This window comes from Nesterenkonia halobia (assembly GCF_039536005.1).
Taxonomy (GTDB): domain Bacteria; phylum Actinomycetota; class Actinomycetes; order Actinomycetales; family Micrococcaceae; genus Nesterenkonia; species Nesterenkonia halobia.
In genome coordinates this window covers 224,751-240,522 of sequence record NZ_BAAAYG010000002.1, presented here as the reverse complement: position 1 = coordinate 240,522, position 15,772 = coordinate 224,751, and the positions used below count along the sequence as shown (strand labels likewise).

Below are 15,772 nucleotides of genomic sequence, written 5' to 3'. Positions count from 1 at the left end.
TTCCGGGAAGACGGCGCCTGCAGTCTACAGAAGAGGATCGCCTCACCTTCGTCAGGCGAATTGCATAACTCTTCTATGACGTAATGCCCCGACCGACGCCCCGCCCTGGGCCAGGAGTCAGAAGACGATCGTGGTCTGTCCGTTGCGGATGACCCGGTCCTCGCAGTGCCACTGCACCGCGCGGGAGAGCACCGCCCGCTCGACGTCGGCGCCGTAGCGGGTGAGCTGGGCGACGTCGTCCTCGTGCGAGACGCGGATGACGTCCTGCTCGATGATCGGCCCCTCGTCGAGGTCCTTGGTCACATAGTGCGCCGTGGCCCCGATCAGCTTCACGCCGCGGTCCCGCGCCTTCTGGTACGGCCCGGCGCCGATGAAGGCCGGCAGGAAGCTGTGGTGGATGTTGATCACCGGAGCGCCGACCTGCTCGAGGAAGGTCTCGGAGATGATCTGCATGTAGCGGGCCAGCACGATGACGTCGACGTTGCCCTGCAGCAGCTCCAGGTGCTTCGCCTCGGCGGCGGCCTTGTCCCCCTTCTCCACCGGCACGTGGAAGTACGGGATGCCGAAGGGCCGCACGTCGTCGGCGAGGTCCGGGTGGTTGGAGATCACCATGGCGATGTCCATCGGGATCTCGCCGCGGCGGTGCCGCCAGAGCAGGTCCAGCAGGCAGTGGTCGGTCTTCGAGGCGAAGATCGCCACCCGCTTGGAGGTCGCGGCGTCGGTCAGGCTCCACTCCATGTCGAAGCGGTCGGCCAGCCGGGTGCGGATCGCCTCCTCGACGCGCGGGCGCTCGGCGGCCAGCCCCGGCAGGTGGAAGACGGTGCGCTGGAAGAAGCGTCCGCCGGCGACGCCGGTGCTGTACTGGTCCAGCGTGGTGATGTTGCCGCCCAGATCGGTGATGACCTCCGAGACGGCGGCGACGATCCCCGGCTGGTCGGGGCAGCTGATGATGAGCCGGGCGACGTCGGCCGGGGTCGTGTCTGCAGCGGGCATGCTCACTCCTGATCGGCAGATTCCAGGTGCTCCGGGCGACCACCGGGGTCGTGGAGAGGATAGCAGTAGGGCGGGCGCGACGACCCCGGATCGAGCCGCACGACGCCGGCGACGCCGGTCGTCAGCCGCGGTCGGCTTCCTCCAGCAGGTCCAGCAGCGGCTCGACGTCCTCGCCGGTCCAGAGGCCCTCGCGGCGATCGCGGGTGAGGAAGCCGGCCTCGACCATATGGTCGGCCAGCGCCAGCAGCGGCCGCCAGAACCCGGCGACGTCGAGCAGACCCACCGGCTTGGCATGCAGCCCGAGGTGCTGCCAGGTCCAGATCTCGACGAGCTCCTCCAGCGTGCCGACGCCGCCGGGCAGCGCGAGGAAGCCGTCGCCGAGCTCGGCCATGCGGCGCTTGCGAGCGTGCATGTCCTCGACGACCTCCAGCGTGGTCAGCCGCGGATGCGCATCCTCGCGGTCGACCAGGTGCTGGGGCATCACGCCGTGCACGACTCCCCCGGCGCGGAGCACGGCGTCTGCGAGCACGCCCATCAGACCCACATGCCCGCCGCCGTAGACGAGCGCGACGCCGCGCCGGGCCAGCGCGGCGCCCAGCTGATCGGCGGCGCGCCGATGGACCGGATCATGGCCGGTGCTGGATCCGGTGAACACGGTGAGACGCGGCATGGACACTTCCTCCGAACGGTCGGCGGGGCGGGCGAGCCGTCGTCAGGCGACGGCGGCCTCGGCCTGCAGCGCCGGGGCGATCTGATCGCGGAGCAGCGGGGCCAGGTCCGTCGACGGCTCCTCAGCGGTCATGTCGACCCAGCGCAACTCCTCGATCTCGGCCGAGGGCGTGTGGTCGGCGCCGGCGGGCACGGCGTCGTGGACGAAGACCACGCCCTCGACGTCGCGATCGGGCTCGTTCGCCGCCGGGGCGCGGAAGGTGCCCAGCCGCCGCAGGTCCTCCTGCCACAGCTGGACGTCGAGCTCCTCGCAGCATTCGCGGGCGGCGGTCTGCACCGGCGTCTCCCCCGGCTCGGGCTTGCCGCCGGGCAGCATGAAGCGGTCGGTGCCGGCCTTGCGCACCGTCAGCACCTCGCCGTCGGAGTTGCGGATGACCACGGCGCTCACACGGATCGGCGCGGCGTCGCCGGCCGCGGGAGCGGTCTGGGTGTCCTCATCGGGGGTCAGCACGCGCTCCATGGTACTGCTCCGCGGCAGGTCTGCCACGCCCTTCGCCTCGGCGCCCGTTCATCGTCCCGCCGAGCGCCCCTTCCCGAGGCTCGGAACACCCCGGGCGTGTGATGTCCGTCGCAGCCTCCGGGTCGGTTTCGCCTCGCTGTCGCGATCCTGCTACACTTTTTCAGTCGCAATCCTCCATAGCTCAACGGCAGAGCACTCGACTGTTAATCGAGGGGTTGCTGGTTCGAATCCAGCTGGGGGAGCTTCTCGCAGGGCCCCGTTCCGATCGGAACGGGGCCCTGTCGCATGTCGGCCCGGTGCCGAGTCAGGGGCCGGCCCGGTCGGGTCCCGCCTCGAGGGCGGACGACCTCAGGACTGGACCGGCCGGATCGACAGCTCCTCCACCATCGACGCCGCCGGCGTGTCCACGGCGAGCCGCACAGTCTCGGCCACGGACTCCGGGGCGATGTAGACGCTGCCGTCGTAGCGCGGATTGCCCAGCTGGGACTGCAGGTCACGCTGCATGTCGGTGTCCACCCGGCCCGGGTGGATCGAGGTCACGCGCACGACGCCGCGCTCCTCGGCCCGCAGCGCGTCGGTGAGCGCACGCAGGGCGAACTTGCTGCCGGCGTACGGACCGTTGCCCGCCGACGACCGGTGTCCGGCCCCGGAGTTGATCGCGACGACCTGTCCCCGAGCCTGGCGCAGGGCCGGCAGCAGCCGCCGGGTCAGCTCGGCGACGGCGAAGACGTTGACCTCGAACAGCCGCCGCCAGTCCTCGGCCGGAGTGGAGCCGACCTCCCCGCCCCAGGCCAGACCCGCGGAGTGGACCAGCAGGTCCAGCTTCTCCAGGCCCAGCGCCTGGACGGCGGCGTCGAGCTGGTCGACGTCGGAGAGATCGGCCACGAAGCCGGCGGCGTCGCCCAGGGAGTCGACGACCTCCTGGACCCGCTCGGCGGAGGTGCCGCCGACCAGCACCCGGTGGGTGCGGGACAGGTCCTCGGCGACGGCGCGGCCGATCCCCCGCGTCGCGCCGGTGACCAGGGCGATCGGACGGGTGCCGGCCTCGGTCCCGGAGGCGGTGCCGGACGCGGTGCTGTGCTCGTCAGCGCTGTTCTGTGTCATGGCCCCAGCCTAGCGCCGGCGCGCCGGGCCCGCCTCAGCCCGGTGAGGATGCGGCGTCGGGCTCGGTGCGCGCGACCGCGGCCGCCCCGGCCTCTCCGGACGAGGCCCCGGCGTCGGCGTCTCCCCCGCCGCGCCGACGCCGGCCGAGCTGCAGCAGCAGGCCCAGCCCCATCGCCGCCAGACCGCCCAGTGAGACGCCCAGCTGCGGGGAGATCAGCGCCAGGCCGCCGGCGACGAGCAGCACGCGCTCCAGCCAGCTGGCCCGCACCGCCAGATGCCCGGCGAGCCCGGAGGCGATGCCGACCATCCCGACGATCACCGTCGCCAGCGCGATGAGCAGCTCCTGCCAGGAGCCCTGCAGCAGCAGCGCCGGCTGGAGGATGAACACGTACGGGATGAGGAATCCGGCCACTGCGATGCGCAGCGCCGAGACGCCGGCGGCCATCGGGTTCGCATGCGCGATGCCCGCGCCGGCGTAGGCGGCCAGGCAGACCGGCGGGGTGATGTCGGCGAGGATGCCGAAGAAGAAGACGAACAGGTGCGCGGCGATCAGCGGCACGTCGAAGTTGTTGTACAGGATCGGCGCGGCGACCGTCGCGGTGACCACGTAGTTCGCCGTCGTCGGCAGCCCCATGCCGAGCACGATGCAGGCGATCATCACCATCACCAGCACCAGCAGGAAGCTGCCCCCGGCGAGGTCGACCAGCCCGCCGCCCAGCTGTCCGCCCAGTCCGGTGGAGGTCACCGTGCCGGCGACGATGCCGGCGGTCGCGCAGGCGGCGATGACCGGCAGCGCAGTGCGCGCGCCGGCGGAGAGCAGCTCGACCAGCCCGCGCAGGCCCAGCCGGGTCGAGGTCCGCAGGAAGCTCAGCAGGAAGGCGGTGCCGATGCCCAGCAGCGCCGCGCGCATCGGCGACAGCCCGGAGAGCAGCGTGGAGATGATCACCACCAGCGGCAGCAGCAGGTCCACGCGCACCAGCAGCGAGCGCCAGCTGGGCAGCTCGTCGACCGGCAGGCCCTTGATGCGGTGACGCTTGGCCTCGAAGTGGATGGAGAGGAAGGCCCCGAGGAAGTACAGCAGCGCCGGGATGACGGCGATGACGATCAGTTCGTTGTACTCCAGGTCCGGCACATTCTGCGCCATGATGAACGCCGCCGCGCCCATGATCGGCGGCATCAGCTGCCCGCCGGTCGAGGCGGTGGCCTCGGTGGCGGCGGCGACGTGCGGCTTGAATCCGGCCTTCTTCATGATCGGGATGGTGAACGAACCCGATGCCACAGTGTTGGCCACCGAGGATCCCGAGACCATGCCCTGCAGGCCCGAGGCGCCGATGGCGGCCTTGGCGGGTCCGCCGGTGTACTTGCCGGCCGCGCGGAAGGCCAGGTCGTTGAAGAACTGGCCGATGTTGGTGCGCAGCAGCACCACGGCGAAGAACAGGAAGAGGAAGATGAAGTTCGACGAGACCTGCAGCGGCGTGCCGAAGATGCCCGAGCCGATGGAGAGGAAGGTGTCGGCGGCGAAGCCCTCCAGCGACATCCCGGAGTGCGAGAACAGCGGACTGCGGTCGCCGAAGAGCGCGTAGGTCATCGCCAGCAGCGCGATGATCACGATCGGCACGCCCACACAGCGGCGGGTCGCCTCCAGCACCAGCACGATCCCGAGGATCGCGACGAGGTGATCAGTGTCGCTGTAGCCCAGCACCTGCACCGAATTGCCGGTCAGCCGGGTGTACTCGACGAAGATGTAGATGTTGCAGAACAGCCCCGCCGCGGCGAGCACCGCGTCGTAGACCGGCACCGAGCCGCCGGCGCCGGTCAGCGCGCGGCGCCACCCCGGCACCGGACCGGAGGCGCGCAGCAGCCGGCGCGAGGCCGGATACAGCAGGAAGATCAGCGAGGTCGCCCCGGCCAGGTGCAGCGAGCCGTGCATCCAGTTGTTGAACGGCCGCTCCAGCGCCGCGTAGAGGTGGTACAGCGTGAAGACGACCGAGATCGCCCCCACGATCCAGCCCCACCAGCCGATGTCGGTGCGGTAGCGGCTGGAGGTGTCCTTCTCGCGGAGGACGGCGGCGGCCTCGTCCCGAGGGCCGGCCCCCGACTGCGGAGCAGCCGAGGGCCGGTCGGCGGAGGGGACGTCGCTCACGGCAGCTCGACGCCCTGCTCGTCGTAGTACCGCTCGGCGCCCGGATGCAGCGGCACGTCGCCGACGCCGACCAGGGCCTCGTCCTGGTTGATCGAGTCGCCGACCTCGAGGGTGATGTCATCGGAGTTCTCGAAGATCGCCTGGGTCATCTCATAGGCGACGTCCTCGCTGACCTGCGAGGTCGAGGCCACCAGCGAGGCGAAGACCGAGACGGTCTGGACGTCCTCGTCGAGGAAGTCGTAGGAGTCGGCGCTGATGTCGTAGGCCTCCGCGCCGGAGTTCTCCGAGATGGTCTCCGCCTGCTCGTCCTCGACCGGCAGCAGCTCGACGTCGGTGGAGGCGGCCAGCTGGGTCAGCCCGGCCACCGGCGTGCCGACGACGAAGATCGTCGCGTCGATCTGCCCGTCGGCGAGCATCTCGGTGGAGGTGCCGAAGTCGGTGACCTCGGGGGTGTAGTCACCCTCCTCCAGCCCGTAGGCCGAGAGGATCGCATCCGAGATGGCGCGGGTGCCCGAGCCGGCGTCGCCGACGGCGACGGTGGCGCCCTCGAGGTCCTCGACCGACTCGATGCCCGCATCCTCGCGGACGATGAGGTGCGCGGCCTCCGGGTACAGATTGGCGATCCAGCCGACGTTGTCGATCTGCTCGCCCTCCAGCCCCTCGAGCTCGCCGTTGACGGCCAGGTTGGCCGTGTCGTTCTGGGTCATGCCCAGCTGCCACTCCTCCTGGAAGATCTGTCCCAGGTTCTCGGCGGAGGCGCCCGACTCGACGTAGTTGACCGAGATGTCGTCGATGCTCGACGAGAAGATGTCGGTCAGCTCGCCGCCGAGCGGATAGTAGGTGCCCGACGTGCCGCCGGTGCCGAAGGTCAGATCGGTGACGTAGTCGCCGTCGCCGGAGCCGCCGTCGCCTCCGGAGTCGCCGTCGTCGCCGCCGCAGGCCGACAGGGCCAGCATGGCCGCCGTCGCCGTCGCCGCGGCCGCAGTGCTTCGGATCCTCATGGTCTCCTCCTGATGGTGCGATGTGACGCGTCGTCACGGATCGCGGCGGGGTCGCCGCCGGTCCGGTCCGGCCAGACTAGGGCCGCAGGCTCGTCGGCAGAAGAGCGGCGATGACCTGGTGACCGAACCGTAATCCGTCTCACACCAGGAGGATATCCCGGCCGGCCGGATCAGCCCAGCCAGCGGCTCAGCGCCGCGTGGCAGGCGCGCAGCGCCGTCGCCGAGACGTGCTCGTCGTCGGTGTGGCACAGCAGCGGGTCGCCGGGGCCGAAGTTCACCGCCGGCACCCCCAGCGCGGAGAAGCGCGCGACGTCGGTCCAGCCGTACTTCGGCTTCGGCTCGCCGCCGACGGCCTCGACGAACGCGCGGGCGACCGGGTGGTCCAGCCCGGGGCGGGCGGCCGCCGAGGTGTCGGTGACCTCGGTCTGCTCGTCGTCCACCCCGGCGTCGCGCAGCAGCGCGCGGATCCGCTCATGCGCCTGCTCCTCCGTGGTGTCCGGCGCGAAGCGATGGTTGATCTCGAGGGTGCAGACGTCGGGGATCACGTTGCCGGCGACCCCGCCGGCGATGTCCACGGCGTTCATCCCCTCGCGATAGGCCAGCCCGTCGACCTCGACAGTGCGCGACTGGTACGCCTCCAGCGCGGCCAGCACCCCGGCGGCGCGATGGATGGCGTTGCGCCCCATCCAGGAGCGGCCCGAATGGGCGGCGGTGCCGCGGATCGTCGCCCGGATCCGGCAGGTGCCGTTGCAGCCGCCCTCGACGACGCCGTCGGTCGGCTCCAGCAGCACGGCGAAGTCGCCGGTGAGCAGCTCCGGGACCCGACGCATCACCCGTCCCAGCCCGGACAGGTGCGAGGCGACCTCCTCATGGTCGTAGAAGACCCAGGTCACCTCCCGGTCCAGCGAGGCTCCCGCGGCCAGTCCGCGCACCTGCGCGGCGATCTCGGCGGCGAGCTTCAGCTGCACCGCGACCCCGCCCTTCATGTCGACGGCGCCGCGGCCGTAGAGCGTCTCGCCCTCCCACTGCGGCGGCACCGTGCCGCGGGAGCCGGCGCCGCTCGGCAGCGGGACGGTGTCCAGATGCCCGGCCAGCACCACGCGCTCGGCCGCGCCGGTGTCGGTGCGGGCGATGAGCGTGTCGCCGTCGCGATGGAGGTCGAGCACCTCCAGGCCGGCCAGCGCGGCCTCGACGGCGTCGGCCAGCGCGGCCTCCTCGCCGGAGACCGAGGCGCAGGCGATGATCCGCTCGGTGAGCTCGACGACGTCGGCGGCCTCCGGGTCGAGCACCGTCGGCGAGCCGCCGGACGCGATTCCGCGATCCGCGACAGCGGCGGCATCGGCGGTTCCGGGGGATTCTGCGGACACGGACGGACTGGAGTCATGGCGCTCGGACATGCGCCCACTCTAATCCGTAGGATGGTGACCATGACTTCGCTGGACACCTCCGCAGACGCCTCCGCCCGCCTCGCCTCCGGCCACGGCCTGGCCACCGTCACCGCCGACGGCACCGTGCTCGACACCTGGTTCCCGGCCCCGGTGCTGGCGCCGCTGGTCGAGAACGACGACGCCGAGCTGCTCGCCTCGCTGCGCGAGGCCGAGTCCGAGGACCCCGACCGCGGGGTGTCCACCCAGGTCGTCTCGGTCGAGGCCGACCTCGGCGCCGAGGCGGGCTCGACCTCCGACGTCTGGCTGCGCCTGCACCTGCTCTCCCACCGGCTGGTGCAGCCGCGCACCATCAACCTGGAGGGCATCTTCGCCCACCTGACCAACGTGGTCTGGACGAACTTCGGCCCCTGCGCGGTCGAGGGCTTCGAGACCACGCGGCTGAAGCTGCGTCGCCGCGGGCACGTCACCGTCCACAGCATCGACAAGTTCCCCCGGCTGGTCGACTACGTCACCCCGACGGGCGTGCGCATCGGCGACGCCGACCGGGTGCGGCTCGGCGCCCACCTCGCCGAGGGCACCACCGTGATGCACGAGGGCTTCGTGAACTTCAACGCCGGCACGCTGGGCACCTCGATGGTCGAGGGCCGGATCTCGGCCGGGGTCGTCGTCGGCGACGGCACCGACGTCGGCGGCGGCGCCTCGATCATGGGCACCCTCTCCGGCGGCGGCAAGGAGAAGATCACCCTCGGCGAGCGGGTGCTGCTCGGCGCCAACGCCGGCGTGGGGATCTCCATCGGCGACGACTCGGTCGTCGAGGCGGGGCTGTACATCACCGCCGGCACCAAGGTCGCCGTCCTCGCCGACGACCGTACGGTGCGCGAGACGGTCAAGGCCTCCGCGCTCTCCGGCGTCTCCAACCTGCTCTTCCGCCGGGACTCCACGACCGGTCAGGTGCAGGCGGTGCCGCGCATGGGCGAGAAGGTCGAGCTCAACACCGCGCTGCACAAGAACTGAGCCGGGCCGCCGCCGCATGAGCCGCTCCTCGCGTCCCATCGTCGCCACCCGCGACATGGTCCGCCGGCGACGCCGCCGGCGGACCATCGCGGTGCTGGCGGTGATGGTCGTGCTCGTCGGCGGCACCGGATACGGCGCCTGGCACTACATCGACGAGCAGGAGTACCTGCTCGACCCCGGCTGCACTGTGCCGCTCGGCGACCAGGAGCACCATCTGGACCCCGAGCAGTCGGCGCACGCCGCACTCATCGCGGCGATGTCCGCCGACCGCGGCCTGCCCGTCCAGGCCGCCGTCGACGCGCTGGCGATCTCGCTGAAGGAGTCCGAGCTGCGCGTCTCGCCGGGCGGCGAGGACCGTCCGGCGCGGGCCCTCTTCCGCGACGAGGGCCCGGACTGGACCGATCGGGAGCAGGAGGTGCAGGTCCTCGCCCCGGTGTCCGGGTTCTACGACTCCCTCGTCGAGGCCCGTGATCGCGAGAAGCGCTCCTGGACGCCGCAGCTGGACGTCCAGGAGGCCGCCGGAGTCCTGGACCGCCCGCTGGACCCCAGCGTCTACGACGAGCAGGTCGATCCCGCCCGCGCCTTCGCTCCGCCGCTGGCCGGCCGCCAGCCGCTGGGCGTCACCTGCGAGTTCAGCCAGCAGGACGTCCCGGCCGCCGATCCGGAGGGCATGGACGCGCAGATGTCCGCAGTGCTCGGCAGCGTCCTCGACCTCCCGCGCGGCGACGACCGTGACGACTCGGAGGAGCAGGTCATCCGCCATGCGGAGGGCGCCGACGGCGCGACGCGGCTGGTCGTGGAGATCCCCGCGGCCGAGGAGCGGCCGGCGATCGACCCCGCCTGGCTCGTCGGCCAGTGGGCGGTGGCCACCGCCGACGTCCACGGCGTGTGGTCGGTGCAGGCCGCCGACTACGAGTGGCGGCGCGAGACCGGCCGGTGGGAGCGTCTCGAGGACGACGCCTCCGGCGACGACGCCGAACAGGACACCGGGCAGGACACCGAGGACGACGCCGACGGGGACGCCGCGCCGCGCACAGTGCGGATCGGGTTCGCTCCGCCGGACTGAGCCCACCGGCCCCGCTGGTCCCCGGCTCTCCCCCGCTGCTCGCCGCCGTGCCTCCGGCCGGCACGACGACGCCCCTGCCGGACGGATCCGACAGGGGCGTCGCGGGGATCGAGCTCAGCGGCCCTCAGACCCCCGGGTAGTGCCGCTCGGTCGCGCCGGTGTAGATCTGGCGCGGACGCCCGATCTTCGTCGACGGGTCCTGGATCATCTCCCGCCACTGGGCGATCCAGCCGGGCAGCCGGCCCAGGGCGAAGAGCACGGTGAACATCTTCTCCGGGAAGCCCATGGCCTTGTAGATCAGCCCGGTGTAGAAGTCCACGTTCGGGTAGAGCTTCCGCTCGATGAAGTAGTCGTCCTCCAGCGCCTTCTGCTCCAGCCGCTGGGCGATCTCGAAGAGCTCGTCGTCGCCGCCGAGCTTGGCCAGCACGTCGTCGGCGATGCCCTTCACCACGCGGGCGCGCGGGTCGTAGTTCTTGTAGACCCGGTGGCCGAAGCCCATCAGGCGGACGCCGTCCTCCTTGTTCTTGACCTTCTCCATGAAGGTCTCCGGGGTGATGTCTCCGCCCTGGATCTGCCGCAGCATCTTCAGCACCGCCTCGTTGGCGCCGCCGTGCGCGGGACCGTAGAGCGCGTTGACGCCGGCGGAGATGGAGGCGAACATGTTCGCCTGGGCCGAGCCGACCAGCCGCACCGTCGACGTCGAGCAGTTCTGCTCGTGGTCGGCGTGCAGGATCAGCAGCGTGTCCAGGGCCTTCACCAGGTCCGGGTCCAGCTCGTAGGGCTCGGCCGGCACGCCGAAGCAGCCGCGGAGGAAGTTCTCCACCAGCGTGAGGTTGTTGTCCGGGTAGAGCATCGGCTGGCCGATGGACTTCTTGTAGGCGTAGGAGGCGATGGTCGGGACCTTCGCCAGCAGCCGGTAGGTCGAGCGCTCGACGTGCTCGGCGTCGTAGGGGTCGAGCGAGTCCGGGTAATAGGTCGACAGCGCCGAGACCGCGGAGGAGAGCACCGGCATCGGGTGGGCGTCCCGCGGGAAGCCGCCGAAGAAGTCCTTCAGCTCCTCGTGCAGCAGCGTGTGCCGACGGGTGACGTTGTCGAAGGCGCTCAGCTGGTCGGCGGTGGGGAGCTCGCCGTGGATGAGCAGGTAGGAGACCTCGAGGAAGTTCGAGTGCTCGGCCAGCTGCTCGATCGGATAGCCGCGGTACCGCAGGATCCCCGCGTCCCCGTCGATATAGGTGATCGCGGAGGTGGTGTTCGCGGTGTTCATGAAACCGGGGTCATAGGTGACGTTGCCGGTCGTGCCGCGCAGCGGGGCGATCTCGTAGCCGTCGTTCCCCTCCACGGCGGCCTTCACCGGAAGCTCGAGGTTCTGATCGTCGTGGATCAGACGAGCTGGTGACTGCTCTGTCATGCGGTCTCCTTGTCGGGCACACTCATCTGGCGACACAGCTAACCTACCTGGTCGTCACCTCGTGGGCCAGTTCGTGCACAGCATCGATGGTCGGTGATGGTCTGCCGCACCGGACGCTCTGGTCCGGCCCGGCACAGCGGGGATCGAGGCGCCGCACGCCCACCCCGCGGGGCTGCCGCGGGCCGGTCAGCCCAAGCGGTCGACGGCGGCGTCGACGCGCTCGTCGGCGGCGGTGAGCGCCACCCGGACGTGCCCGGCTCCGTGATCGCCGTAGAAGACTCCGGGGCCGACGACGATCCCCTCGTCGGCCAGCGAGGAGACGATCTCCCAGGTGTCCGAGGAGCCGTCGGCGCACCACAGGTAGAGCCCGGCCTGCGAGCCGGTCACCTGCAGCCCCCGCGACTCCACCGCACCGAGCAGCTTCTCCCGACGTCGACGATAGATCTCCCGCTGGGCGGCGACGTGGTCGTCGTCGGTCAGCGCGACGCGCAGCGCTTCCTGCACCGGGGCCGGCATGATCATCCCGGCATGCTTGCGGGTGTTGATCAGTCCGGCGATCAGCTCCCCGCAGCCGGCGACGAACGCCGCCCGGTAGCCGGCGAGGTTCGACTGCTTCGACGCCGAGTAGACCGCCAGCAGTCCGCGACGGTCTCCCCCGCAGACCCGCGGGTCCAGGATCGAGGGGACCTCGTCGACGGTCCAGGGCAGCTCCGCGTAGCACTCGTCGGAGGCGACGACGGCGCCGAGGCGCCGGGCCAGCTCGACGATCGCGCGCAGCTGCTCGGCGGTCTTCACCTCCCCGGTGGGGTTCGACGGCGAGTTGACCCAGATCAGCTTCACCCGGGCCAGCGTCTCCTCGTCCAGCGTCGTCGGATCCTCGGCGGCGACCGCCTCGGCCCCGGCGATCTGCGCGCCGATGTCATAGGTCGGATACGCCACCTGCGGACGCAGCACGACGTCGCCGGCGCCGAGGCCCAGCAGCGTCGGCAGCCAGGCGACCAGCTCCTTGGAGCCGATCGTCGGCATCACCGCCTCCGGGTCGAGGTCGGCGACGCCGCGCCGTCGGGCGAACCAGCCGGCGACCGCCTCGCGGAGCTCGCGGCGGCCGTGCGTGGTCGGATAGCCGGGAGCGTCGGCGGCGGCCGCCAGCGCCTCGCGGACCACCGGCGGCGTGGGGTCCACCGGCGTGCCGATGGACAGGTCCACGACGCCGTCGGGATGCCGTCGGGCCCGCTCGCGATACGGGACCATGGCGTCCCACGGGTATTCGGGGAGGGTCAGCATGCGCGCGCCGGCCGTCCTCAGTGTTCCTGCGGCGGCAGCGCGGTGATGACCTCGTGGTCCTTCTCGATCATCCCGACCTTCGCGGCGCCGCCCGGCGAGCCGACGTCGTCGAAGAACTCGACGTTGGCGCGGTAGTACTCCTGCCACTCGTCCGGGACGTCGTCCTCGTAGTAGATGGCCTCCACCGGGCACACCGGCTCGCAGGCGCCGCAGTCGACGCACTCGTCGGGATGGATGTAGAGCGAGCGCTCGCCCTCATAGATGCAGTCCACCGGGCATTCCTCGATGCAGGCCTTGTCCTTCAGGTCCACACAGGGAAGGGCGATGATGTAAGTCATGGACTCCTCTGTCTCTCCTCAGCCGCCGACGGCGACACGGGATCGGCCGGTCGTGGGCGAGGCGACCAGCTGTGCTTCTCGGGGTGCTCTCCGACCGGCCCGGCGTCGAGCGCGACGGGGGCGACGTCCTCGGACGGCCGGTGCCCCCAGTCTACCGAGCACCGGCCCCGATGTCCTGACCGGGGGTCATGGTCGCGTCACAGACTCGCCGGACCCGGCGCCGACGCCGGCGCGGGCGTCGGAGCCGGCATCGGAGCCGGTCTCCGGCCCCTCGGCGGGCAGCGGCTCGCGGGCGATCAGCCAGCGCACCGCCAGCATGCTGACGAAGGTGATCCCCGCCGAGCCGAACCACCAGACCAGCGAGGCGATCGTCGGGCCCGGCAGGGCCTCCATCGCCTCGGCGCTGTAGGGCACGGCCAGCTGATCGGCCCCGGGCCAGACCATGGTGACTGTGACCAGCGAGAAGGTCACCGCCCCCATCGTCGTCGACTCCACGACGGAGTCCGCCCGCAGGCCGATCCACAGCTGGGCCAGCAGGCAGATCAGCAGGGCCAGGGCCGCGCCCCAGGGGATCACCAGGCCGCCCTGCGTCTCGCCGACGACCCAGATCCCGGCGTGCAGGGCAGTGCCCAGCACGCCGAGCACCGCGCCGATGCCGACGGCCAGACCCATCAGCACCGGGCGGAAGCCGCGGCGCGGACGCGCCGTCGTCGTCACTGGGACGCGCTCTTCTTCTTCCGGGACTGCTTGCTGCGCTCGGAGGAGTCCAGCACCACCTTGCGGATGCGCACCGCCTCGGGAGTGACCTCCACGCACTCGTCCTCGTTGGCGAACTCCAGCGACTCCTCCAGCGTGAGCTTCGCCGGCGGAGTCAGCCCCTCGAAGCTGTCCGAGCCCGCGGAGCGCATGTTGGTGAGCTTCTTCTCCTTGGTGACGTTGATCTCCATGTCCTCGTTGCGCGAGTTCTCGCCGACGACCATGCCCTCGTAGACCTCGTCCGTCGGGTCGATGAAGAAGGTGCCGCGCTCCTGGATGTTGATCATCGCGAACGGAGTGGCCGTGCCGGCGCGGTCGGACACCAGCGAGCCGGAGATGCGGTACTCGATGTCGCCCTTCCACGGCTCGAAGCCGTCGGCGTAGGAGGAGGCGATGCCCGCGCCGCGGGTCTCGGTGAGGAACTTGGTGCGGAAGGCGATCAGGCCGCGGGCGGGCACGCGGAACTCCATGCGGATCCAGCCGGTGCCGGTGTTGCTCATCGTCTCCATGATGCCCTTGCGCCCGGCCAGCAGCTGGGTGATCGCACCCATGTACTCCTCGGGGGCGTCGATGATCATGTGCTCCATCGGCTCCTGCATCACCCCGTCGATCTCCCGGGTGAGGACCTTGGGCTTGCCGATGGTCAGCTCGAAGCCCTCGCGGCGCATCTGCTCGATGAGCACCGCCAGCGCGAGCTCGCCGCGTCCCTGGACCTCCCAGGTGTCGGGACGGTCGGTGTCCAGGACCTTCAGCGAGACGTTGCCGATGAGCTCCTTCTCCAGGCGGTCCTTGACCTGCCGGGCGGTGACCTTCGCGCCCTTGACGCGGCCGGCCATCGGCGAGGTGTTGATGCCGACGGTCATCGAGATCGCCGGGTCGTCGACGACGATGTCCGGCAGCGCCTGCGGGTTCTCCGGGTCGGTGAGCGTCTCGCCGATCATGATGTCCGGGATGCCGGCGACGGCGACGATGTCGCCCGGTCCGGCCTCCTCGGCGGGGACGCGCTCGAGCCCCTCGGTGATGAGCAGCTCGGTGATCTTGACGGTCTTGTGGGAGCCGTCCTTGCGGACCCAGGAGACCAGCTGGTTCTTGCGCAGCGTGCCGTTGAAGACGCGCAGCAGCGCCAGCCGCCCCAGGAAGGGCGAGGCGTCGAGGTTGGTGACGTGGGCCTGCAGGATCTGCTCGGCGTCGTAGCGCGGGGCCGGGACGTGGCGCAGGATCGCCGAGAACAGCGGCTCGAGGTCCTCGTTCTGCGGCAGGCCGCCGTCCTCGGGCTGCTCGAGCGAGGCGCGGCCGGCCTTGCCGGAGGCGTAGACGACCGGCACGTCCAGCACCGTGTCCAGGTCGATGCTCGAGTCCTCCTCGGCGATGTCCGAGGCCAGGCCCAGCAGCAGGTCCTGCGAGTCGGAGACGACGCCGGAGATGCGCGCGTCGGGCCGGTCGGTCTTGTTCACCACCAGCAGCACCGGCAGCTGGGCGGCGAGCGCCTTGCGCAGCACGAAGCGGGTCTGCGGCAGCGGGCCCTCCGAGGCGTCGACGAGGAGGACCACGCCGTCGACCATGGACAGGCCGCGCTCGACCTCGCCGCCGAAGTCGGCGTGGCCGGGGGTGTCGATGACGTTGATGGTGACCTTGTCGACCCCGGCGTCCTCCTGGGCATGCGGCCCGGAGTAGAACACGGTGGTGTTCTTGGCCAGAATCGTGATGCCGCGCTCCTTCTCCAGCTCGCCGGAGTCCATGACGCGGTCCTCGACGTCGCCGTGGCCTCCGACCGCCTTCGTCTGGGACAGCATGGCGTCGACGAGGGTGGTCTTGCCGTGGTCGACGTGGGCGACGATCGCGACGTTGCGCAGATCCCGGCGCTCGTCAGAGCCGAGGTGGGCGCGGGCGGCGGTGATGGTCATGGTGGAGTGCGTACCTTCCAGAAAGGGGTGTTCGGCCAGCACGACGGACCGGGACGACGACGTCGCCCCGCAGCGGTGCGGGCATCAGCATGTCCCAGTCTACTGGTCCGCCGGGCCAGCGCCGTACCGGGCGGCGTGCAGAGGCTGCGGGCGGGTGTTCGGGGCGCCGGCCGGCGGGCCAGTT

At 71.2% G+C, this 15,772-nt stretch carries 14 protein-coding genes and 1 tRNA gene; 3 read left to right on the top strand and 12 right to left on the bottom strand.

The window, feature by feature from the left end:
* Positions 1-117: 117 nt before the first annotated feature.
* The 3 genes from purU to ABD652_RS01815 form a co-directional block, all read right to left on the bottom strand.
* Entirely contained in the window at positions 118-993 is an 876-nt protein-coding gene (gene purU, locus ABD652_RS01825) for a formyltetrahydrofolate deformylase (RefSeq protein ID WP_344717556.1), read from the bottom strand.
* Between the two features lie 121 nt (positions 994-1,114).
* Positions 1,115-1,663: an LOG family protein gene (locus tag ABD652_RS01820; protein ID WP_344717554.1), complete on the bottom strand. Its 549-nt coding sequence runs from the start codon at positions 1,661-1,663 to the stop codon at positions 1,115-1,117.
* A gap of 42 nt (positions 1,664-1,705) precedes the next feature.
* Entirely contained in the window at positions 1,706-2,182 is a 477-nt protein-coding gene (locus ABD652_RS01815) for an NUDIX hydrolase (protein ID WP_344717552.1), read from the bottom strand.
* A gap of 170 nt (positions 2,183-2,352) precedes the next feature.
* Between ABD652_RS01815 and ABD652_RS01810 the strand changes: the two genes are divergently transcribed.
* Positions 2,353-2,424, top strand: a tRNA-Asn gene (locus ABD652_RS01810).
* Positions 2,425-2,530: 106 nt separating this feature from the next.
* Here the strand turns inward: ABD652_RS01810 and ABD652_RS01805 are convergent.
* From ABD652_RS01805 to dapE, 4 genes are all read right to left on the bottom strand, one after another.
* On the bottom strand, positions 2,531-3,286 hold the full coding sequence (locus tag ABD652_RS01805) for an SDR family oxidoreductase (RefSeq protein WP_344717551.1): 756 nt from the start codon (positions 3,284-3,286) through the stop codon (positions 2,531-2,533).
* 34 nt (positions 3,287-3,320) lie between these two features.
* Positions 3,321-5,429 (bottom strand): TRAP transporter permease, encoded by a 2,109-nt coding sequence (locus tag ABD652_RS01800; protein WP_344717549.1) that lies wholly within the window; start codon positions 5,427-5,429, stop codon positions 3,321-3,323.
* The gene (locus tag ABD652_RS01795) at positions 5,426-6,430 is read right to left on the bottom strand and encodes a TAXI family TRAP transporter solute-binding subunit (RefSeq protein WP_344717547.1); all 1,005 of its coding nucleotides are present in this window, start codon (positions 6,428-6,430) and stop codon (positions 5,426-5,428) included. Before ABD652_RS01795 ends, ABD652_RS01800 begins: the two co-directional genes overlap by 4 nt.
* Before the next feature lie 170 nt (positions 6,431-6,600).
* Positions 6,601-7,827, bottom strand: coding sequence for a succinyl-diaminopimelate desuccinylase (gene dapE / locus ABD652_RS01790; RefSeq protein ID WP_344717545.1), 1,227 nt, complete (start codon positions 7,825-7,827; stop codon positions 6,601-6,603).
* Between the two features lie 30 nt (positions 7,828-7,857).
* Here dapE and dapD point away from each other — a divergent pair, with 30 nt between their 5' ends.
* Entirely contained in the window at positions 7,858-8,832 is a 975-nt protein-coding gene (dapD, locus tag ABD652_RS01785; protein ID WP_344717543.1) for a 2,3,4,5-tetrahydropyridine-2,6-dicarboxylate N-succinyltransferase, read from the top strand.
* A 16-nt stretch (positions 8,833-8,848) separates the two neighbouring features.
* Positions 8,849-9,898, top strand: coding sequence for a hypothetical protein (locus ABD652_RS01780; protein WP_344717542.1), 1,050 nt, complete (start codon positions 8,849-8,851; stop codon positions 9,896-9,898).
* A 124-nt stretch (positions 9,899-10,022) separates the two neighbouring features.
* On the opposite strand, the gene ABD652_RS01775 is transcribed toward ABD652_RS01780, so the two are convergent.
* From ABD652_RS01775 to typA, 5 genes are all read right to left on the bottom strand, one after another.
* Complete coding sequence (locus ABD652_RS01775) at positions 10,023-11,306, bottom strand: citrate synthase (RefSeq protein ID WP_344717540.1); 1,284 nt, start codon at positions 11,304-11,306, stop codon at positions 10,023-10,025.
* Between the two features lie 186 nt (positions 11,307-11,492).
* The gene (gene dapC / locus ABD652_RS01770; protein ID WP_344717538.1) at positions 11,493-12,590 is read right to left on the bottom strand and encodes a succinyldiaminopimelate transaminase; all 1,098 of its coding nucleotides are present in this window, start codon (positions 12,588-12,590) and stop codon (positions 11,493-11,495) included.
* A gap of 17 nt (positions 12,591-12,607) precedes the next feature.
* Positions 12,608-12,928 carry a ferredoxin gene (gene fdxA / locus ABD652_RS01765; RefSeq protein ID WP_010523683.1) on the bottom strand — a complete coding sequence of 107 codons (321 nt, stop codon included), beginning with the start codon at positions 12,926-12,928 and terminating at the stop codon, positions 12,608-12,610.
* Between the two features lie 186 nt (positions 12,929-13,114).
* Positions 13,115-13,645, bottom strand: a complete 531-nt coding sequence (locus ABD652_RS01760) for a hypothetical protein (RefSeq protein WP_344717532.1) — start codon at positions 13,643-13,645, stop codon at positions 13,115-13,117.
* Positions 13,642-15,588 carry a translational GTPase TypA gene (gene typA, locus ABD652_RS01755; protein WP_344717530.1) on the bottom strand — a complete coding sequence of 649 codons (1,947 nt, stop codon included), beginning with the start codon at positions 15,586-15,588 and terminating at the stop codon, positions 13,642-13,644. Before typA ends, ABD652_RS01760 begins: the two co-directional genes overlap by 4 nt.
* Positions 15,589-15,772: the final 184 nt, after the last annotated feature.

What these genes read in the sequence shown, in the direction of transcription:
- ABD652_RS01780 (WP_344717542.1), top strand. Translation starts at nt 8,849, where the DNA reads ATGAGCCGCTCCTCGCGTCCCATCGTCGCCACCCGCGACATGGTCCGC.
- ABD652_RS01820 (WP_344717554.1), bottom strand. Translation starts at nt 1,663, where the DNA reads ATGCCGCGTCTCACCGTGTTCACCGGATCCAGCACCGGCCATGATCCG.
- dapC (WP_344717538.1), bottom strand. Translation starts at nt 12,590, where the DNA reads ATGCTGACCCTCCCCGAATACCCGTGGGACGCCATGGTCCCGTATCGC.
- fdxA (WP_010523683.1), bottom strand. Translation starts at nt 12,928, where the DNA reads ATGACTTACATCATCGCCCTTCCCTGTGTGGACCTGAAGGACAAGGCC.
- dapD (WP_344717543.1), top strand. Translation starts at nt 7,858, where the DNA reads ATGACTTCGCTGGACACCTCCGCAGACGCCTCCGCCCGCCTCGCCTCC.
- ABD652_RS01795 (WP_344717547.1), bottom strand. Translation starts at nt 6,430, where the DNA reads ATGAGGATCCGAAGCACTGCGGCCGCGGCGACGGCGACGGCGGCCATG.
- typA (WP_344717530.1), bottom strand. Translation starts at nt 15,588, where the DNA reads ATGACCATCACCGCCGCCCGCGCCCACCTCGGCTCTGACGAGCGCCGG.
- ABD652_RS01815 (WP_344717552.1), bottom strand. Translation starts at nt 2,182, where the DNA reads ATGGAGCGCGTGCTGACCCCCGATGAGGACACCCAGACCGCTCCCGCG.
- purU (WP_344717556.1), bottom strand. Translation starts at nt 993, where the DNA reads ATGCCCGCTGCAGACACGACCCCGGCCGACGTCGCCCGGCTCATCATC.
- ABD652_RS01805 (WP_344717551.1), bottom strand. Translation starts at nt 3,286, where the DNA reads ATGACACAGAACAGCGCTGACGAGCACAGCACCGCGTCCGGCACCGCC.
- ABD652_RS01775 (WP_344717540.1), bottom strand. Translation starts at nt 11,306, where the DNA reads ATGACAGAGCAGTCACCAGCTCGTCTGATCCACGACGATCAGAACCTC.
- dapE (WP_344717545.1), bottom strand. Translation starts at nt 7,827, where the DNA reads ATGTCCGAGCGCCATGACTCCAGTCCGTCCGTGTCCGCAGAATCCCCC.